Here is a 20359-nt window from a genome sequence, read left to right on the forward strand (position 1 = left end):
TCCGCTGTTACCAGCAAACGTAGTGCATCTGGGCTGCATCCACCCGAAGCCGACCAACCCCATTCGCCTGTGAGATCCGCTTGGTATGTGCACCCGGATAGATGAGTAAAGATAATGATGAGTAGAAGATATCGAGACACAATTCAGTATTCAGCAAAGAGAAAAAAGCCGTGTTATTGAAGAGGAAAATGAAGGGTCAAAACCCTTCTCCTATCTCGGTTCGCGAGTTCTTACGCTATCGCCCCTTATCGACCACGATAACCAGGCGGCTTGAGCGCCTGGCACTGCCGTTGATAGTCGGCCTCGATCTGTCGATAGGTTCCGGACCAGGTTCCGTCGGTCGGGCGTTGGCCTGAACGCACCGCGCCGGAGTAGTAGGATGACGCGCGCTCCGAGGCTTCAAAAAAACAACTCTGATAGCGCTGAACCTGGAGTTGTCTCTGACAGAGATCGCCGTAGAAGTCGCAGAGCACGTTTGTCTCGCTCTGGGACAGAACCCGATCTTTCTTCGCTTGCTCGGCGAGTTGCGCCGCGTACTTGCGGCGCTGTTCCTCCTGCTTGGCCTGGCGGGCCCGTTTCTCGCTGTCCTCGGCCGCCTGGCGTGCCCTCCGCTCTTTGTCCGCGGCTTCCTGGCGCGCCCGTTCTTTGCGAGCCGCCTCCTTCCTGAGCTGGGCTGCCTTGCCGTCCATGAGCGCTGCGCGCCAGAGCGGAGGCGTGTCGTTACCCGTATAGTTCGTCTCCTTCTTCTCGAAGGCGATTGCCCACGAAGCCTCCTCGCCGACGGACTCCCCACTTCTGGACTTAGCCAATAGGTTGCAGTAGCGGGTCGTGGCCTCCTCCTGGGCGTCAGCCTTGGTGAGAGTGAATCCGCCGATACGCCGCGCCCACTGCGCGGCCTGCTCCGGCGGGGCAGCGGGCAGGTGAGCCGGTACCGCAGGCGGTGTTAGTTTGGGGCCTGTTTTGTTGTTTCTGTTTTGGTAGCGTTTCAGGACGAAATCAGCGATCTGCCTGGCGTGATCGGTCAGCTGCTTGCCCAGTACCACGTTCTTCTCCAGCCCCTTGGGACCGGTACGCAAGCCCATACCGGCGAATGCGGAGATCTCCATATGGTCGCGCAGGCCCTCCTTACCGAGTAGCCGCCAGGCTTCGATACCCTGCGCATACAGCAGCGTTTTCTGGTCTTCATCGAGTGATTTGAACTGCCTTGTCGCCTTGGACATCGCCGCAATCAGCGTCCCAGCCCGTTTCTTGTCCTCCGCCGAGGCTTGGGTCTGCCGATTGCATTCGATGGGGCCGGCGGCCGCCGTGCTGGAAATGGCGGTCAGTGCAAGGAGCGAGCACGCGGCCAGGAACGGGTATCGCATCATTCCTCTTCTCTTTCTTGTTTGAGGTCGCCGAGGGAGAGGGGGTGCTGCCCCTGACCTCCCGAGTCGTTGGCGTTACAGGTAGTTTTCGAACAAGGGTCGCAGCGGGCAATCCGTCTTACTTTACGGAAAGGTGCGGCGTCGACCCCGCATCAATGCTGCGCCTTCGGGCCTACCCAGTGCGTCTCTGGGGTACAACACAGCATCCGGGGGATTCTGAGATAGGTTCTAGCCGCCTTCGCTGGTGAGTCTCTTCAGCGCAAGCTTCGCCAATTCGCGCGCCTGCTCTGGTGTATCGGCGCGCGCATCAAGCACGAAGTTACCTTTGACCAGAACCATGACGGTCTTGAAGCTGCCCGAGCCCTCCTTCTCCAGATAGGCAGCGTCGCCCAGGCCCCCGATCTTCTCAATCTTGCCGGCCGCCGAGGGATCCCACATCTCCGGTGCGTATAGCCAGACCATCGCGTAATCCTTCGCACCCTCGTCACGCCGGATGGTGTACGTGCAATCGCTCGCGTAGGCCGTCATGGTCGCCTCCCCGGTAATCCGCTCCGGGGTTGAGGCCAGGATTCCTGCGACGGCGGCCGCCGGTACGCGTGCGCACACATCGAAACTTTTCAGATCACGTTTGACGGTGGGCGGGGCGGTCTGCGCGGACGTGGTTTTGCCCTGTTTGCTCGCTGGCGCCGTGCTGCTCGATTCCTGACTGCAGCCGCCCAGCCCCGCCGCAACTATTAGCGCAGCAAGAACAAAGACGATACGGCTGGGTGCTTGGGGAGGGTGATCCATAGTGCGTTGCCTCGTGAGGTTTACCTGCCATGGTGTTGGTGCTGACTATACAGCCCATCTTTACTCAAAATCACCTGCGCTGAAAGGGTGGGGAAGAAAAACGGAGAAAAACAATTGATCTCTCGCAGAGACGCAAGGATCGCAAAGTTTTGAACTCAAAAACAGTTTACCGAGTCTCTTTTTGGAGCCTTCCATTGGATCTGAAGGTCTTCCTGGCGCTCTCTGCGCCTTCGCGAGAGTTTTCGGTTTTGAACTACCGCATTGTCCGGATTTATCGCTGAACACTCTGCGCCGGAAATCCTACCCGAAACTCCGCGCCAGGCCCCACGTTAACCACATCCACCTTCCCCTTCATCGCCGCCGCCAACTGATTCACCAGCGCCAGGCCGATACCCGTTCCCACGGTCTCGCGTGTCAGTTCGTTCTCGGACCGGTAGAAAAGTCGAAAGATCTTTTTCATCTGATCTTTTGAAATTCCCGGTCCGTAGTCGCGCACCGTGAAGACGACGGTGTTGTCCTGTTGCTTGCGACAGGCGATGTCGATGGCGCGCCGCTCCCCTTTGGCGGAGAACTTGATGGCGTTGTCCACGAGGTTGATGAGGATCTGGGTGAAGTAGTCCTGATCGACCTCCAGCACCGCTGCTTCGCTATCGGCGGGGCAATCGAGTTTGAGCGCAAATCCCGCCCGCTCGATCTGCGAGGCGATCTTGGAGCGCACGATGTCCATCAGCTCGCCCACAGTGATCGGTTTGAGATTGACCTGCAGGTCGTTGCGCGTCATGCGCGCCAGTTGCAGCACGTTGTTGATCAGACGCGACAGGCGCTCGCTTTCGTCGTGGATAAAGCCGTAGTACTCACCCTTCTTCTCCTCCGGCGCCCAACCCTCGCGCAGCATCTCGCCGTACATGCGGATCGAAGTGAGCGGCGTCTTCAGTTCGTGACTGACGGCGGAGACGAAATCCTGCTGCTGGCGGGCGAGGGCGATCTGTCCGAGGCCCAGGCGGTACATCAGCAGAAAACCGCCGCAGAGCACCAGGGCGAGCACCACCGCCACCCAGGTGATGATGGTTCCGCCGGGGCCGGCGGGGAGGCGGTTGATGCTGAAGATGAGCTCCAGCGCGCCCAGCGGCGCATTGAGCCGGGTCTGATAGAGCAGTGCGCCGCGCAGCTCGCTGGTGCTGGCGAGGTAGTCGCGGGAGGCCGGGCCGCTGATGGCGGTGATTACCTCCCCCTGGTAGGCGACGATCAGGTCACTCATTTGTGAAAGCGCCGTCGTGCGGAAGGCGTCCTGCACCAGGCCCCTGAGAAACGCCTGCTGTTCGATGAGCAGGCCTTGAATGTAACGCTGCTCATCGCGCCATACTTTGCGAAACAGCACGAAGTGTCCGCTCTCGAGGCGACTGAATTCGAAGGGGTCGATTTCACTTTCGAAGGTACGGATGCGCAGGTCGGCCAGCGCCGCCGGTGCCGTGATCGCGCTTTCCAGGGGCGCGGTAGCCTGCGGTTCCGCGACGGCGCTGATTTCCTTGCGCGCGCGACGTTCCGGCACCGTATCGGGTTTCTGCAACGCCAGTTGGCGCGATTGTTCCTCGAGGCGTTCAGCGGAGTAGCGCTGCTCCAGTTTGAGATCCTCGACCCGGCCGAGTTTGCCGGTGGTTGCCTGCCTCTTCGCTTCGCCGCTGAGCACGGGTGCCCGATTGAGCCGGTCGAAGGCCGCTTGTCCCGCCGCCGGCTCTTCGGCTTCGCGCAAGGCCGGGGATGCAGCGGCCGGGGAGCGGGAGCTGAATAAGGCGACATCTTCATCCAGCCGCGAGGGGTGTGCCGGCGCGTCGGCAATCGCGGCCGACCTTCCGCCCCCCGGCCCGCCCTCGCTGGCGTGGACCAGGCGGTTGCGATTAAGGATCGACTGGATGCGTTGCGCCAGCTCCTGGCGGCGCTCCAGTTCCTTGCCGCTGACGCCGAAGGCCGTTGCATCGGTTCCGGTAGCGGGCAACAGTGGTGTGCTGAAGGCCCCTGCGGTATCGACCTGGAAGTAACCGACGACGCCGGGCAGTTCGCTGGCGGTGGGGTATCTGGAGAGCGGCGAGCGTTGCACGTAGTTGGTGGCGGGATCGCCGGTAACCACCAAAAAGGCGTAGTCGGCGAAACCGCGCAGCTCCTCGCTGGTCATGTGCTCGGCGATTTGCGCCTGGATGCGATTCGACAACTCCTCGGCCATCACGCGATGCTGGTGGAAGGCCTCCCACTTGAGCTGACTGTAGGCCTGATAGATGAGGACGCCGGTGGGCAGCGCGAGGGCGAGAAAAAAGATCACCAGCCACGCGCGCAGCCTTTTGGCACTCAGCCCTGCGAGGGAGTGTCGCACGCGCTCAGCTGCTCATCAGCCGGTAGCCAGCGCCGCGTACTGTGACCAGGTAACGTGGTTCGGCTGAATCCGGTTCGATCTTACGTCGCAGTTTTGCGATGTGGATATCGACGGTGCGGGTTTCCAGATCGAGATTCCTGGCGTAGCCCCACACCTTGTTGAGCAGCTCTTCGCGGGCGACTGGGCGTTCGTTGTTGGCATGCAGGTACCGCAGTATCTCCATCTCGCGGCGCGTGAAGGGGCAGGTCATGTCGCCGCGTCGCGCCTCCAGGTTGCGGGTATCGATGGTGATGTCGTCACCCAGTTGAATGGTGTGGCGCTCCTCTGTGTTACCGAGCGCGCGGCGCAACACCGCCTGCACCCGCAATACCAGCTGCGCGACCGAGAAGGGTTTGGCCACGTAGTCATCGGCGCCGAGTGACAGCCCATGGACGATGTCATCATCGCTGGTTTTGGCGGTGAGCATGATGATGGGCTGGTCGCGATCCTGGGCGCGAATGCGATTGCAGATCTCAAAGCCGTCCATGCCCGGCAGCATCACGTCCAGCAGCACCATGTCGAAGGTGCCGGTAAGGGCCTTCTTCAGGCCGTCGGGACCTTCGGCGGCGCTGTCGACCTCGTAGCCGTGATAGACGAAGACATCGATCAGGCCGGAGCGGATGGCGGCTTCGTCTTCGACGATGAGGATGCGTGGTTTTTGGGTCATCGTGCCTCGTTGTCAATGCGCGGGAGAGGGAATTCTATTCGCCCTTTCCAAACTCATCCCGTATGTCGTCATTCCCGCGCATGCGGGAAACTACGCCTTGGATACTGCTGGATTTCTGTCTGCGCGGGAAAGACGCAAGTTCAGAAGATCCACGCTTGGAACCTAGGGTAACAATTCTCCCTTCGCGGGAAATGTAAATCTTTTGTAAACAAACCCCGCAACGTTTTACCAAAGGCTGTCTACTTTTACAGCGCCTCGGTTCCTAAAGTGAGACCACGCAACCAGGACTCACTCAAGGAGCGCACCATGGCACTGATTACACGCGTATCACGACTGTTCCGGGCCGACGTCAATGCGGTGCTGGATTGTATGGAAGAACCGGAAATCCTGCTCAAGCAGGCGGTTCGCGAGATGGAGGAGGCACTGGCCGGCGACGAGCAGCGCGCCAAACTGATCGGTCTGGAGTTGAAGCAGATCGCTACACGCCATGCCGATCTCGGCAGTCGATTGCAGGAGATCGTTGAAGAGCTGGATCTCTGTTTCGACACCGGCAACGAGGATCTCGCCCGCGTTCTGCTAAAACGCAAACTGGAAGCAGAGCGCTTCGTGAAGTTTCTGATCCGCAAGCGCGAAGAGTTGCAGAGCGCAGCGGAGGAGTTGGCAACGCGGATCGAAGAGAACCGCTCGCGGCTGGAGAGCATGCGCCAGAAGGCCGAACTGCTCGCCGGGCAGGATAGCCGTGATGAGTCTGCGTTGGCGTGGACCGAAACGGACTTTGCGCGTCAGTTCGCGGTCAGCGACGACGACATCGAACTTGCCTTCCTGCGCGAGCGGCAGAAGCGGGTGGCGCCATGAAGCGGCCGAGCTTTTTCGAAGGCGTGGGCGTGGCACTGGCCGCCAGTGCGGTGGGTAGCGTGCTCTTCACCGTGCTTGCAACACTGTTCGCCGGTGGCTTCGTGCTGCGGGTGCTGATTGCGGGCATGGGACTGCTCTACGTGCTCTACCTGCTGAGGCGCAGCCACGAGCGCGTGGGGCGCATCACCACGATCGCGCTGTGGCTGGTGGCAGCGGGGTCCATCTGGTTGCTGGATCTCGGTCTGCCGCTCTATCTGGCGGCGCACCTGGGGATCGTCTGGCTGGTGCGCTCGCTCTACTTCTATTCCAGTCTGTTGGCCGCCGCGGCTGATCTGGGCTTGATAGCTCTCGGAATTGCCGCCGCCTTCTGGGCGGTGCTGGCCACCGGTAACTGGTTTCTCGGTTTCTGGTGCTTCTTTCTGGTGCAGGCGCTGTTTGTCGTCATTCCCACCCGTTTCAGACGTCCCGGCAACCGTGGCGTTGTGAATCCCGTTGTCGAGGATCGCTTTCAGTACGCCCATCGCGTGGCCGAAGCGGCCCTGACCAAACTGTCCGCTGTTCGTTAATCGCAAAGGAGAAGGATCATGAAATCGAAAATCATTGCCGCTGCACTGTTTACCTTTACCGCCGGGGGTATCGCGTTCTACCCCGCCATCAAGAATGTCGGTGCCGTCGCCACGCCACCGCCGGATCCCATCGTGCACGTGCCCGTGGTCGACCCCGTGACCCAGAAGCGCCCCACGATCGAGGTGGTGTTCGCGCTGGACACCACCGGCAGCATGGGCGGCCTGATCCAGGCCGCCAAGGAGAAGATCTGGTCCATCGCCACCACCATGTCCCAGGCGCAACCGGCGCCGGAGATCCGCATGGGTCTGGTGGCCTACCGGGATCGCGGGGACGTGTACGTCACCCAGGTCGTGGATCTCTCTGACGATCTCGACTCCATGTACGCGACGCTGATGGATTTTCGCGCCGGTGGCGGCGGTGATGGGCCGGAGAGCGTCAATCAGGCGTTGTACGACGCGGTGCACCGGATCTCGTGGAGCCAGGACAAGGATGCCTACCGGGTGGTGTTTCTGGTGGGCGATGCGCCGCCGCACATGGATTACCAGGACGATGTGAAGTATCCGCAGACCCTGGCGGTGGCCAAGTCCCGGGACATCGTGGTCAATACCATTCAGGCGGGCGACAGCAGAGCCACGCGTAATGTGTGGATGAAGATCGCCCAGGCGGGCTACGGACTCTACGCGCAGGTCGAGCAGACCGGCAATGCGGTGGCTATCGCGACGCCGTATGACAAGCGGCTCGCCGAGCTGTCGGCGAAAATGGACGAGACCCGCCTCTACTACGGCAGTGCCGCGGAGAAGGCCAAACGTCAGCTGAAACAGGATGCGGCCAGGAAACTGCATGAGTCCGCTTCGGTGGAATCCCGCGCCCGGCGGGCCACTTTCAATGCCACCAAAAGCGGCGAGAACAATTTTCTCGGCGAAGGCGAGCTGATCGAGGATGTGAGCAGCGGTCGCGTCGATCTCGACAGCCTGAAACCGGAATCGTTGCCGGCCCCCTTGCAGGCGATGGCGCCCGCCGAGCAGAAAGCGGCCATCGAGGAGGCTGCCGAGCGCCGCGCCGAGCTGAAGAGCGAGATCCAGGAGCTGGCCGCACAGCGTGCCGACTTCCTCAAGGAGAAGGTGAATGCGGTGGGCGGCGCCAGCGCCTCGCTGGATCACAAGCTCTACGGCGCGATCCGTGATCAGGCCGGCAAGAAAGGGATGCATTACGAGGCGGATACCCCGGCATACTAGCAGGCCATAATGAAACGGCCCGGTGATTCTGCCGGGCCGTTTCATGATTTTGGTAAATGGAGTTCAGCGGCGCTTTCTGCGCCGCTTTTTGCTGCCGGCGTGGCTCTCCTCGTGGCGCGCCCTCTGCGCCTTGCGCTTCGACACACGGGCAGCGAACGAAAGCAGTACCACGATGGCGATCACCGCGCCGACATAATAGAACGCCGGCGGTATGACATAGCCGCTGCCGGCCTGACGTACGTCGCGCACCGCATCGGCGCCGAAATCCACCCGGTGGCTGCGGAAGGTCGTCTTGTCGCCGCGGGTAAAGCTCACCACGATCTCGGCGCGCCGGTCGCCGGAGCTGACCGTGAGCCGCCGACCCAGGTCCTCATCGTGAAAATGCAGTTGCATCCGGTAACGGCCGTCGCTACCGGTGGTCGCGGACTGCAGGAGGGTGCCGCCGTCATGTACCTGAACCAGCCTGTTGGCCACGGGGCGTTGGTCGGCATCGAGCACGGTGCCGAAGACGACGTAGCGATGGTCGGCCTCGTGCTCGGCGTGGGCCGCCGGGGTAAGGACCGTGCATAGCATGACCAGTACCAGCAGTCTGTACGGGGTGACGGGTGGCTTCATGGCGTCTCGCTTTCAGTCAGGCGGGTGGAGTGGCGGCGAAACTCCTGATGAAGATCAGGGTTGCTCCATCGCTAAGCGTAGCACCCGCGTTGCGCTATCGGCGCCGATAACGACCCAGATGGGCGCCGGATTCCGTCAACGTGCCGGTTGCTTCATCCTCCAACCCGAGGCGGTAGTTCAGGCGCCGTTCGGAAGGGTCGTTACGGATGCAGTCCATGTCGATGGTGGTGCGATTGAAGCTCGACCAGAAGCAGCGCACCTGGTGGTCCTCGCGCTCCGGGACGAAGAGGTAGGCTTTGCCGTCGAATTCGATCTGGATCCGGGCGTAGGCCGCTGGTGTGTCGGTAGTTGCCACCCATTCGCCCGCCGTGGGATGGGGGCCGCAGCCTGTCAGTAGCGAGGTGATCGCCAGTATAAGCAGTGTGGGCATGGCGAAGAACCTAAACATCATGGAGTTTCCCGGTTGTTGACTGGAGCGATGTGGGACGAAGTAAGGACAGGCAGATCTTACCCGGTCTGCCTTTGACAGTTGTAGGTCGGGTTAGCGAAGCGTAACCCGACACACCCTGCATTCTTCGGGTTACGCTTCGCTAACCCGACCTACATTACTTCGTTCTACCTCCTCCATCCAGGGTGTCATCCCGGGGAGGGAGATCTTCGATACATTGGTTTCGGTTGAATTTCATGCCCCGCCCGCCACCAGAGTTCGGTTTGCCCGGAAGTGACAACGTGCTGGCATGCGGTTACGAAATTGTCCTGGCGCATGATTTGCCGCAAGGGGGTCGCCAAAGTGCTTTCGACTTCCTGACGTTATCTGGAGGGGAGGAGAGACTGACACGTATCCAGAATTCGAATAGAAACCGACTGTCACCGATCATCCGTGTGAGCTACCCTTCTACTTTCGTTTCATTTGGCAATCCTATGACCCCATCCCCCATCATCGAAGTGCGCAACCTGCGCAAGCAGTACCCCGGCGTGATCGCCGTCGACGGCGTCAGTTTCGCCATCCCGGAGGGGATCTGCTTCGGCATTCTGGGGCCCAATGGCGCGGGGAAAACCACCACCGTCGAGATCATGGAGGGTATCGTCACGCCCAGTTCGGGTGAGGTGCTCTATCGCGGTGTACCGCGCGGCCGACACTTCCAGGAGGAGGTGGGCATCCAGTTCCAGTCCACCGCGCTGCAGGATTTCCTCACGGTGCGCGAGACGCTGCGCCTGTTCCACAATCTCTACGAAAAAGCGGCGAATCTCGACGAGGTGATTCAGATCTGCGCGTTGGAAGAGTTGCTCGATCGCGACAATCGCAAACTCTCCGGCGGGCAGCGCCAGCGTCTGCTGCTGGCCATCGCGCTGCTCAACGATCCGCAGATTCTGTTTCTCGACGAGCCCACCACCGGGCTCGATCCGCAATCGCGGCAAAGTTTTTGGCACCTTGTTGAACAGATCAAGGAGGCCAAAAAAACCATCGTCCTCACCACCCACTACATGGAAGAGGCGTACCGGCTTTGTGACGAGATCATCATCATGGACCATGGGCGTATCATCGCCCAGGGTTCGCCCGAGGATCTGCTGGCCGAGCACTTCGGCGATACCATCCTGCAGTTGCCGGCGGAGGATTTCACGGTCGACCATGAACAGTTGGGTTTTACGATTCTGCGCGGCGAGAATTACATCGAAATCTCTACCAAGAACGTGGACGGGGCGTTGAAACAGCTGTTGGCGAACAATGTTTCCCTGGCGCGTCTGCGAGTGCGTGCACGCACGCTCGACGACCTGTTCCTCGAGCTCACCGGCAAGGAGCTGCGCGCATGATCCGGCGATTTCTTGCGGTACTGCATGCCCGGAATCTGGAGTTCGTGCGCGACCGTTCGTCGCTGGCATGGAACCTCGCCATGCCGATCATGCTGGTTGCCGGCATGGCGTGGATCTTTGCCGACGGCGGGCGACCGCTGTTCCAGGTCGGCATATTATCCGAAGCGGAACAGGTAGAGGTCGCCGCGCACCGCTTCCTTGAAACAGAGCACATACACTTCTTCACTGTTGCCGACGAACGCGACGCAGTGCGCAAGGTGGAAAGGCATCAGATCGATATGTTGCTGCGCCTGGAGCACGATCCTACCTACTGGGTCAACACCGACTCACCTAAAGGCTACATTCTGGAAAAGATGCTGCTCGGCAGCACCGGACCGCCCCTCGCGCGCGCCACGGTCAGCGGCGAAGCGGTGCGTTACATCGACTGGCTGCTGCCGGGCGTACTGGGTATGAACATCATGTTCAGCAGTCTGTTTGGCGTCGGCTACGTGGTGGTGCGTTATCGTAAAAACGGGTTTCTCAAGCGCCTCAACGCCACACCGCTGCGCCCGGTCGAGTTTTTGCTGGCACAGATTCTCTCGCGCCTGATAATCAACCTGATTACCGCGACGATTCTCTATATCGGGGTGAGCCTGGCACTGGACATCCGCATGGAGGGGAGCTATCTGCAGCTCTATGTGATCGCGATACTGGGCACCTTTTCCATGATCGCCCTGGGTTTGGTGATCGCTTCGCGCACCACCAGCGAAGAGCTGGCCGGTGGCCTGCTCAATGTACTGACCTGGCCGATGATGGTGCTTTCCGGCGTCTGGTTTTCGCTGGAGGGGAGCGGCGAGCTGCTCCAAGCGGTAGCGCGACTCCTGCCGTTGACCCATATGCTGGAAGCCGCACGCGCGACCATGCTGGACGGCGCCGGGTGGTCGGAAGTGAGTGGAAATCTGCTGGTGCTGGCGGTCATGAGCGTGGCATTTATGGCGGTGGGTGCGTACACCTTCCGCTGGAAAGGTGACTGAGTTGAGCGCTTTCCCTGGTCCCACCAGTAGGAGTAGAGTGGGCTCGACTCCAACCACAATCTGATATTACGTTGCCGAAGAATAACTAAGGAGCCTTTGATTAAGTCTGTTTAGATGAGAGTGTTGTTCAGAAGCGTCGAGTTCAAGGCGGAAAGTGCAGGTGATAGCCCGCTATTGCCAAGCTTTCCAACACCGAAATCGTCATTTCTGGGCAACAGAATCACTGAACACGATTTAATCAGAGGTTCCCTGACGAAGGGAGGCAATCATGTTCGATCCAAATAAGACGCTTGCGTTGATCCAGGGCGGTTTGCTGGAGCCGCAGAAAACCTGGGCGAGTTACCATGAAGAGAATCGGGAGTGGAAAGATACCGCCGCTCTGTTGACCGGGCCATTGATCCTCGCCTCTCTGGTGCTGGCCAGTCTGCTGGGGTGGGTGTTCAGCAGCCACTACATGATGATGCGTGGTTCCGGCGGATTGCTCGGGTTGATTCTGGGTTTGTTGTTTGCGGCCGTGGGCATCGCCATGGCGAGCTTTATCTTCAGTTACTTTGCCGGGATGTTCAAAGGCGAGGCAAATTTCAACAGGAGCTTCGCCGCGCTATCGCTGGCAGCGATTCCTGCCTACCTCGGCAACGTTCTCGGTACCCTGCCCTGGATCGGGTGGTTGTTGTCACTGGGGCTGGGTATCGTTTCGCTGGTGTTTCTCTACCAGATCATTCCGCTCTATCTGAAGGTGCCCGACGAGAAGCGCGTTCAGCACTATGCGGCATCGCTGGTGTGCACTCTGATCGCTTCATTGATCCTGGGAGCGTTGCTGGGCTTCGGCGCGATGGGCTCCTATCAGGCGGGGATGATGGGTGAACGTTCGGGCGGGTCATCGAATGTGATGTTTGGTGACCTTGGTCGTCAGGCCAGAGTGATGGAAGAGGCGGAACGGGATACCTTCGATCCGCCCCGCAACGGCAAAATCAACGAGACGCAGATGGAGCGCTATCTCGATGTCATCCAAAAAACTGCCGAACTGCGCCGCGAGCAGGGCGAAGCCTTTAAGCAGCTCGAGAAGAAGAGTGATAAAGACAGCGTCAGTCTCGGTGATTTGGGCAAGTTGACCGGTACGCTGATGGGGGCTGCGACCGCCGAGATGGACGTCGTCAAAACCGGCGGCGGCAACTGGGCCGAGCACATGTGGGTCAAAGAGCAACTGCACGTCGCCCGGATTCAGAAAGACATCAGTGATGCCGTGAAGCACAATTATGCGCTCTACAAGCAGTACGAGGAGCGGTTGTCGCAGGTCGACCAATAGGAGAGCGACACGGAAGATCTGGAGAGTCTCGGTCTAGTCTGAGATTCGCGAGTCGTCTTTGGTTTGTTGTTCCTGAAGCGTGTTGATCTGATCGAGTATTTTACTGAATTGTTCGCCGAAACTCGTAAGGTGATATTCGACATGCGGCGGGATTTCCGGAAAGATCTCTTTTGAAAGTATGCCGTAGCGGACCATTTTCGTCAGGCGTTCATTGAGCACTTTAGTGGAAATGCCGTCCAGCTCACGCTGCATGGCTCCGGGTCGGGTAACGTTTGCACGCACCACCTGGATGACCCCGAGCGACCACTTGCAGCCCACGATATCCTCCACCATGCGCGAAACCGAAGGTTTGCGTGATTTTTTTTCTGTCGTGTTTTCCATAATTTAAACCGCTTGGTGAGTACCCTACCAAAAAGTACCCGCTTGTTTGGAGCAGTTCGCACGCCTACTTTGATGGTACGCAATGTGCGAAATCTGCAAAAGGAAACAAGATGCTAAATCGTAGATCACTTTTGGGTGCTTTGTTGCTCGTGCTCGCAGGACCCGCAAACGCGGATGGTCATGTGGTTGAGTACCCGCAAGGGTACCGCAACTGGGTGCATGTCAAAAGCATGATTATCGAGCCTGGTCATGGCCTTTATGAAACCTTTGGAGGAATTCACCACCTCTACGCCAATTCTCAGGCGATGACCGGATATCGGACAGGAACGTTTCCGGACGACGCGGTGATTGTTTTCGATCTGCTTGAAGCAAACAAGGTGGATGGTGCGGTTGTGGAAGGCGCCCGTAAGGTGGTCGGTGTGATGCAAAAAGATCGACGCCGGTTTGCAGCAACGGGTGGTTGGGGATTTGAAGGATTCGGACAGGGAGATCCCGACCAACGCGTTGTGGGCGACAAAGCCGACACGGCCTGTTTTCAGTGCCACACGGCGCAACGGGACCAGGGGTATGTTTTCAGCGGTTACCGCGACTAGCCCATTTCCGGCTGGCGCAAATCACGGTGATGAGGTCTTCGCTGTTTGCGGACTGTGGCGTCATCACTTTGAGATTGGAAACGAAACGAGAAACTCGACCCCTGGAGCCTGAGGCAGGTTCTTCGCCGTCACGGTCGCGTGATGACGTTCGGCGATGAGCCTTACGATGTACAGTCCCAAGCCCAGATGGGGCGCATCGTAGCGTTTTTCGCGGACGGTCACCATGGGGTCGAAGAGGCGGTTGCGCAGGGACGCAGGAAGTAAAGGGCCGTAGTTGATTATGCTTAACAACACGCGATCCGATTCTTGATTGAGTCTGATCTGAATAGGCTGATCAGCGGGCGAAAAGCTCACCGCATTGTCGATGAGTTTGTCCAGCAACTGCGCGAGTAGATCGGGTTGTCCATTGATACGCAAATCCGTATCGATGCCGTTCAGTAGCAATTCGAATCGGCTTTCAGGGTAAGCGGTGCGATAACCGGCTACGCAACTCGCGAGCAATGCGCCGAGATCGACCGGCTCATCTTCTTCGTTATGTACTGCCTGCTCGACATTACCGGCTTCGCTCATAGCGGAAAGCAGACGACCGAGGCGTTCGGTTCCGTCGCGTGCGCGTTCGAGATAGGCGCCGGCCGTTTCGCCTTCGCGCAGTTGCTGGAGGTTTTCCAAAGAAGATTTGACCACGGCGAGCGGCGTGCGCAGTTCGTGGGAAAGAATCGAAGCGAGACGTCGCAGATAACCGGTGTAGTCACGCAATTCATCCAATAGATCGGCATAGCTGCGCGACAGGTCGCCCAACTCGTCGCGGCTGCGAGACCGCGGAAAATCATCGCGTATGGTGCCGTCTGCAGCCACAGCGTTTTCCGCGGCATCGCGCAAGCGTCGCACCCGCCACGACAGCACCGAGGCGAAACCGAGCAGACCGACCACTACGATAAAGAGCACCAGCAGTGTGAGATAGAAAAGCCGGGTGAAGGCGAGCTCGGTGAGCGCCGCGACGAGATCGCTGGCCTGTTCGACAACGACCGTTCCGGCGATGCGGGTGCCGAGTTGAATGGGCGCTACAGCGACAATGACAGGCGTGTCGGTCCGGCGCTGACGAAACCAATCGCTTTCGCTGTTGCCGCCGAGCGCGGTATTCAACAGGCCGCCGCTCAACTGCCCGCTGCGATCGCGCAGAGGTGACGGCCGTGCCTCCTGTCCCAGACTCCAGCGCACCAACTGAATCAGTGCCGCATCCCACAGACCGCGCTGTTGGCTCTGTTCGCTCGCCGTGGCTTCACCGCGCCGATCCTGTTCGGCCAGCAGCCATCCCTGATTGTCGGTAACGCGTAATCGCAGCCCGCTCGGGGTGAAGGGTTTGAGCGCTTCGCCCAGTTCGCGCGAGGGATGTATGAGCGGAGTGGGTTTGGTCGAGGTACGCCAGTCCGCGGTACCCTGCCAACGGAATGTATCGCGGCTATGGCTGTCGACATCGATGAAAAAGAAATCCAGGCCCCGTTCTGCGATGTCGAGTGGTAGCGCGATCTCCATGCGGTATCCCTCGCTGCGCTCCAGCCAATACCCTTGTATGCGGTAGTTGGGTTCGCCTATCTGATCCAGGCGGCGCCCGCCAAGACGTTGTGCGTTGAAATTTCCCGTGGCACTGCTGGCGATCAGGTAGTAGTCAAATGCGCTATCCGGCGCAAGCAACCGCAACACGACGCGATCCCCATTGGCTTGGGATTCCACGGGCCGGTAGTAGACTTTATCGCTGTCTTCGATCTCCAGAAGCAGGTACAGCCGCTCCTGGCGAATACCGATGCGGTAACTCAGTGTGGTGCTGCCGTCGACACCGCTGCCGAATTCGACGCTTTGGTAATCATGGGCATAGTTGGCCCAGTCGTCGGCGTAACCGTCGAGATTGATCGGATGCGGCAGCAACCCCGCGTAGAGCGGTGAGACCACCTCTGTGGTTGGTTCTGTTTGCGTGTCGAAGGCAGCTTGACCGGCAAGCGCCTGGGCGACGGCCCTGCCGGTGGCGAGCAGCGCCTGTTGTTGCCCCTGGCGCAGCGCACCCTCCATCTCCTGCACATAGCGGTGGGCTGCCCACGGCAGCACCAGCACGAGCAGACTCACCAGCAGAAGTTGCAGCCGCAGCGGCACCGTTACGCCTTCTGGGCGTTCCAGCGATAACCCGCGCCGTAAGCGGTCTGGATGGCGTCAAATTCGGGATCGATGCCCTGGAACTTCTTGCGAATGCGTTTGATGTGCGAAGTGATGGTGTGGTCGTCGAAGACGACGTTGGCGGCATCCATCAACTGCTGGCGGGTCTTGACGTGACCGGGATGGCGCGCCAGGGCGTGAATCATCCAGAACTCGGTAACGGTAAGCTCGACCGGGTGGCCGTCCCACTGTACGGTCATACGGTCAGGGTTCAGCGTCAGGCTGCCGCGCTGCAGAGAACTCTCCGATGATTCTTGCGTGGAAAAGGCATCGATACGGCGAAACAGCGCGATGACCCGCGCGGCCAGGTGGTCGAGGCTGATCTCTTTGGTGAGGTAGTCGTCGGCGCCCAGCCTCAATCCCGAGACGATATCGATCTCGCTGTCGCGCGCCGTGAGAAAAATGATCGGCAGGCGCGGTGCCTGGGCGCGCAGCTCGCGGCACAGATCGAATCCACCCTCGGGTTCATCCTGCAGGCCGATATCGATGATGACCAGCTCGGGCAAGCGTTGGCTGAACGCGTCCAGCGCTTCGCGCCGATTGGCGTAGAGATCCACGGCGTAACCGTAGCGTTGAAGTGCCGCGCGAAAGTTCTCGCGCAGTGCGGCCTCATCTTCAACGATAGCGATACGGCGTTTCATCGGGTTCCTCGGACAGTCAACTGTAGAGATCGTTTCACCACAAAGTACACGAAGTACACGAAGTACACGAAGTTTCTACAACAAACAAGAACGGTCAATAAACTAGCCGCTTTATGCCGCCCTTCATACTGACGACGTTGAAGTTCAGCAGGAAGCCGAGTCGTAGATTGGTAAGCTTCGTGTCATCGGGTCCCTCGGATAGTCAACTGCAGAGATCGTTTCACCACAAAGTACACGAAGTACACGAAGTTTCTACAACAAACAAGAACGTTCAATAAACTAACCGCTTTATACCGTCCTTCATACTGACGACGTTGAAGTTCAGCAGCAGGCTGAGTCGTAGATTGGCAAGCTTCAAATAGGATATGAGCTGTGCCTGGTGAATTGGTACGAGGGCATTTGCCGCCTTCGTTTCTACTATAACTTGTCCGCTCACCACCATATCCAGCCGTAAGCCCGGCGTCAGTTCTCGCCCGCGATACCGAATCAGTATTGCGACTTGCCGCAAGACTTCGATGCCCTGGGATTCCAATTCCCAGGTGAGACATGTCTCATAGACCGATTCCAACAGTCCTGGACCAAGCTCTGAATGAACGCGAAACGCGGCATCCAGAACGTGCTTTGCAACTGCCTCTGTTTCAGGATCGACTCCCCTAATCGCTTCCATGCTTTTTGCTCCTTGCCACTAGAAACACTTTTACCACGAAGTACACAAAGTACACTAAGTAAGCAATTCATTAATAAAAGAAACAGGGAAATTACGTTGAGCGATTCGAACACACTGGTCCGGTCATTCTTTCAGATTGTTTAACTTTGTGAACTTCGTGTACTTTGTGGTTAAAAAAAGCTTTTCCCGATTTCGCATCAGTTATCAATTCCCAGCGTCGTATTCGCTTGATAGCTTTTAAAGGCGATTTACCACGAAGTACACGAAGTAAGCAATTCGTTATTTAAAAAAGCAGGAAGGTCATGTTGAGCTATTCGAATGTACAGGTCCAGTCATCCTTTTGGATTGTTTAACTTTGTGTACTTTGTGGTGAAAAAGAGCTTTTCCTGATTTTGCGTTGGTCATCAATTCTCGACGTCTCATTCTCTTGATAGCTTCTAAAGGCGATTTACCACGAAGTACACTAAGTACACGAAGTTGGCAATTCATTGTTCAAAAGCAGGAAAGTCATGTTGGCCTATTCGAATACACTGGACTGGTCAGCCTTTCTGATTGTTTAACTTTGTGAACTTCGTGTACTTTGTGGTGAAAAATGCTTTTCCCGATTTCGCATCAGTTATCAATTCCCGGCGTCGTATTCGCTTGATTACTTTTAAAGGCGATTTACCACGAAGTACACAAAGTACACGAAGTAAGCAATTTATTATTCAAAGAAGCAGGAAGGTCATGTTGAGCTATCCGAATACACTGGTCCGGTCATCCTTTCAGATTGTTTAACTTTGTGAACTTCGTGTACTTTGTGGTCAATAAGAATTTGACTTAGGACCAAATCGGATATCGTTCCCTCGGCCCTATCTTAATTACCACAAAACCATCCTCCCCAGCCTTCGCGTCACAAACTATCACTTTCCATCCTTGATTTGCCATTTTTCGTACACCGCTCCGCCCTTTGAGTCGCTTGGAATAGCTATCAACAAACACCGACACGGGGAGCAGGGCAATGTGGGAGAAATACCGCGGTTCACAGCGATCGCCGCAGATGCGCCGGCGTCGGCGCATTACTGCCGATCTGGAGCGTGAATTGCTGCGCGACTACCCGGAGCTGGTGGCGCGCATGCGCCGCAGACGGCGATTGCGTCGTAGCGATCGGAATGGCCGCTGGTTGCAGCTGTGGTATCTGCTGCTGTCGTTGACGGCCTTTGTCGCTGTAGGTCTCTATATACCCGATGCCTACGCAGCAGGAGATGGGCAGGAGCGCTACAGCGAACTGCATCAGGCACGGACCGGCACCCTGCTGTTTGTCACCGACGAGCAGAATTATCGCGCGGCGTTGCGCCTCGATACCGATGTCGCAATGAGCATCAGCGGGCTGGTGGTGCGCGCGCAGGTGCGCCAGACCTTCCGCAACGACAGCGCAGAATGGGCCGAGGGCGTCTACGTCTTTCCCCTGCCGGAGAACGCTGCGGTCAATGCCCTGAAAATGCACATCGGTGAGCGGGTGATCGTAGGCGAGATCAAGCCGCGTGAAGTCGCCAGACAGGTCTACCAGCAAGCCAGGGACGCCGGCCAACGCGCGAGCCTCGTCGAGCAGGAGCGTCCCAACATGTTTACGACCTCGGTGGCGAACATCCCGCCGGGTGAGTCGATCAGCGTGGAGATCGCCTATCTGCAGACCCTGCGTTATGACCAGGGCGAGTTCAGCCTGCGCTTCCCCCTCACCATCACGCCGCGTTTCATTCCCGGCGCGCCCATCCAGGTGGATGCCGTGCCGCTGCGGGTAGACGGCACTTCGGGCTGGGCATCCCCGACCGCTGAGGTTCCTGATGCCCCGCGGGTTACGCCACCGATCCTGATTCCCAGGGCCGATGAGTCGCGCGATCACTTCCCGGTGGCGGGTATCGCGATCCGCATGAATCCCGGATTTCCGTTGGCGGATCTGCGCAGCGATTCGCATCCCGTTGCGGTGCAGGAAGCCGAGGGCATCCATCGCATCACCCTTAAGGATGGACCGGTACGCATGGAGCGTGATTTTGTACTGCGTTGGCGTCCCGAGCTGGGGCACCATCCCCAGGCCGCGCTTTTTACCGAACGGTTTGCGGATCAGGACTACGCGCTGGTGATGATGATGCCGCCGGCCGTTGCGGCAGACGAGGTGCGTATTCCGCGTGAGGTGATCTTCATTCTCGACACCTCGGGCTCCATGGGTGGACCGTCGATCGAGCAGGCCAAGGCGGCGCTCAGCGATGCGCTGCAGCGCCTGCAACCGGGGGATCGCTTCAACGTTATCGAGTTCAACAACACCACGCGCAAGCTCTACACCTCACCCCAGCCTGTTACCTCGCAACGGATCGCTCAGGCATTGCGCGTCGTGTCGGGATTGAGGGCCGACGGCGGCACGATGATGGTGCCGGCCATCGAGATGGCACTGCGCGGGCAAGCGCCCCGTGGCCATTTGCGGCAGGTGCTCTTCATCACCGACGGTGCCGTCGGCAACGAACCGGCGCTGTTTCAACTGGTGAGAGAGCGGCTGGGCGAATCACGGCTTTTTACCATTGGCATAGGGCCCGCACCCAACAGTTATTTCATGCGCGAGGCGGCGCGCATGGGGCGTGGTTCCTTCACGCACATCGGCTCAAGTGCGGAGGTGGGCGAGAAGATCGGACGGCTCTTCACGAAACTGGAGAACCCGCTCCTGGCGCAAATACGCCTGCGTTGGCCGGAGGGGGTCGATGCGGAGACCTGGCCGGATATCCATCCCGATCTCTACCACGGCGAGCCGGTGCTGGTGGCCGCCCTGGTCGACCGCCTGGCGGGTGAGTTGCACATCGAAGGCATCACCGGTCAGGCGCCGTGGCGGCGCACGCTCGCGCTGGCCCTGCCGCAACAGAGTCCCGGCATCGCGGCATTGTGGGCGCAGGAGAAGATTCGCTACCTCACGCACAGAGCCACACGCGATGGGAGTGAGGAAAAGATGCGGGAAGCCGTGACGGCCATCGCGCTGAAACACCATCTCGTCAGCCGTTACACCAGCCTCGTCGCGGTGGATAAGGTGCCGGCGCGACCCGCGGCGACGCCGCTTGCCGCCAAACCCATACCCAGTCCATTGCCCCAGGGTTCCACGCTGCACAAGGTCTCCATGCCGCGCACCGCGACACCTGCTTCTCTGCATCTGCTCCTGGGTGCCGCTTTGGCTATCGGTGCGTGGCTCCTGGTGGCGCTGCGCAGGGAGGAGCCGTCGTGAAGTC

18 protein-coding genes are annotated in these 20359 nt (G+C 59.0%); 8 read left to right on the forward strand and 10 right to left on the reverse strand.

Annotated elements, in window-relative coordinates; all coding sequences use genetic code 11:
• Positions 1-245: 245 nt before the first annotated feature.
• The 4 genes from DWQ09_08710 to DWQ09_08725 all read right to left on the reverse strand — a co-directional run bounded on the left by DWQ09_08710 (position 246) and on the right by DWQ09_08725 (position 5224).
• Positions 246-1367 (reverse strand): hypothetical protein, encoded by a 1122-nt coding sequence (locus DWQ09_08710; protein KAA3628206.1) that lies wholly within the window; start codon positions 1365-1367, stop codon positions 246-248.
• 225 nt (positions 1368-1592) lie between these two features.
• A complete protein-coding gene (locus DWQ09_08715) occupies positions 1593-2153 on the reverse strand; it encodes a hypothetical protein (protein ID KAA3628207.1) in 561 nt (186 codons plus the stop codon).
• Positions 2154-2424: 271 nt separating this feature from the next.
• Positions 2425-4518, reverse strand: a complete 2094-nt coding sequence (locus DWQ09_08720; GenBank protein KAA3628208.1) for a GHKL domain-containing protein — start codon at positions 4516-4518, stop codon at positions 2425-2427.
• Positions 4519-4522: 4 nt separating this feature from the next.
• On the reverse strand, positions 4523-5224 hold the full coding sequence (locus tag DWQ09_08725; GenBank protein KAA3628209.1) for a DNA-binding response regulator: 702 nt from the start codon (positions 5222-5224) through the stop codon (positions 4523-4525).
• 306 nt (positions 5225-5530) lie between these two features.
• On the opposite strand from DWQ09_08725, the gene DWQ09_08730 reads away from it, so the two are divergent.
• From DWQ09_08730 to DWQ09_08740, 3 genes are read left to right on the forward strand one after another with little or no spacing between them, the layout of a single operon-like run.
• Positions 5531-6079, forward strand: coding sequence for a hypothetical protein (locus DWQ09_08730; GenBank protein ID KAA3628210.1), 549 nt, complete (start codon positions 5531-5533; stop codon positions 6077-6079).
• A complete protein-coding gene (locus DWQ09_08735; protein KAA3628211.1) occupies positions 6076-6645 on the forward strand; it encodes a hypothetical protein in 570 nt (189 codons plus the stop codon). The genes DWQ09_08730 and DWQ09_08735 overlap by 4 nt, the downstream gene beginning before the upstream one ends.
• A gap of 18 nt (positions 6646-6663) precedes the next feature.
• On the forward strand, positions 6664-7881 hold the full coding sequence (locus tag DWQ09_08740) for a VWA domain-containing protein (protein KAA3628212.1): 1218 nt from the start codon (positions 6664-6666) through the stop codon (positions 7879-7881).
• A 63-nt stretch (positions 7882-7944) separates the two neighbouring features.
• On the opposite strand, the gene DWQ09_08745 is transcribed toward DWQ09_08740, so the two are convergent.
• Complete coding sequence (locus tag DWQ09_08745) at positions 7945-8496, reverse strand: carboxypeptidase regulatory-like domain-containing protein (GenBank protein KAA3628213.1); 552 nt, start codon at positions 8494-8496, stop codon at positions 7945-7947.
• A gap of 94 nt (positions 8497-8590) precedes the next feature.
• The gene (locus DWQ09_08750; GenBank protein ID KAA3628214.1) at positions 8591-8947 is read right to left on the reverse strand and encodes a hypothetical protein; all 357 of its coding nucleotides are present in this window, start codon (positions 8945-8947) and stop codon (positions 8591-8593) included.
• A gap of 485 nt (positions 8948-9432) precedes the next feature.
• On the opposite strand from DWQ09_08750, the gene DWQ09_08755 reads away from it, so the two are divergent.
• From DWQ09_08755 to DWQ09_08765, 3 genes are all read left to right on the forward strand, one after another.
• Positions 9433-10308: an ABC transporter ATP-binding protein gene (locus DWQ09_08755; GenBank protein KAA3628433.1), complete on the forward strand. Its 876-nt coding sequence runs from the start codon at positions 9433-9435 to the stop codon at positions 10306-10308.
• On the forward strand, positions 10305-11321 hold the full coding sequence (locus DWQ09_08760) for an ABC transporter permease (GenBank protein ID KAA3628215.1): 1017 nt from the start codon (positions 10305-10307) through the stop codon (positions 11319-11321). Before DWQ09_08755 ends, DWQ09_08760 begins: the two co-directional genes overlap by 4 nt.
• A gap of 268 nt (positions 11322-11589) precedes the next feature.
• Positions 11590-12627 (forward strand): YIP1 family protein, encoded by a 1038-nt coding sequence (locus DWQ09_08765; protein KAA3628216.1) that lies wholly within the window; start codon positions 11590-11592, stop codon positions 12625-12627.
• A 33-nt stretch (positions 12628-12660) separates the two neighbouring features.
• Here DWQ09_08765 and DWQ09_08770 read toward each other — a convergent pair whose 3' ends face one another.
• Entirely contained in the window at positions 12661-13008 is a 348-nt protein-coding gene (locus DWQ09_08770) for a transcriptional regulator (protein ID KAA3628217.1), read from the reverse strand.
• A 110-nt stretch (positions 13009-13118) separates the two neighbouring features.
• Here DWQ09_08770 and DWQ09_08775 point away from each other — a divergent pair, with 110 nt between their 5' ends.
• Complete coding sequence (locus DWQ09_08775; GenBank protein KAA3628218.1) at positions 13119-13601, forward strand: cytochrome C; 483 nt, start codon at positions 13119-13121, stop codon at positions 13599-13601.
• Between the two features lie 63 nt (positions 13602-13664).
• On the opposite strand, the gene DWQ09_08780 is transcribed toward DWQ09_08775, so the two are convergent.
• From DWQ09_08780 to DWQ09_08790, 3 genes are all read right to left on the reverse strand, one after another.
• A complete protein-coding gene (locus tag DWQ09_08780; GenBank protein KAA3628219.1) occupies positions 13665-15746 on the reverse strand; it encodes a HAMP domain-containing protein in 2082 nt (693 codons plus the stop codon).
• Positions 15747-15748: 2 nt separating this feature from the next.
• Positions 15749-16447, reverse strand: coding sequence for a proteobacterial dedicated sortase system response regulator (pdsR, locus tag DWQ09_08785; GenBank protein ID KAA3628220.1), 699 nt, complete (start codon positions 16445-16447; stop codon positions 15749-15751).
• Between the two features lie 271 nt (positions 16448-16718).
• A complete protein-coding gene (locus DWQ09_08790; protein KAA3628221.1) occupies positions 16719-17114 on the reverse strand; it encodes a GxxExxY protein in 396 nt (131 codons plus the stop codon).
• Positions 17115-18114: 1000 nt separating this feature from the next.
• On the opposite strand from DWQ09_08790, the gene DWQ09_08795 reads away from it, so the two are divergent.
• On the forward strand, positions 18115-20355 hold the full coding sequence (locus tag DWQ09_08795; protein KAA3628222.1) for a marine proteobacterial sortase target protein: 2241 nt from the start codon (positions 18115-18117) through the stop codon (positions 20353-20355).
• Positions 20356-20359: the final 4 nt, after the last annotated feature.

Source organism: Pseudomonadota bacterium (assembly GCA_008501635.1).
GTDB lineage: Bacteria > Pseudomonadota > Gammaproteobacteria > QQUJ01 > QQUJ01 > QQUJ01.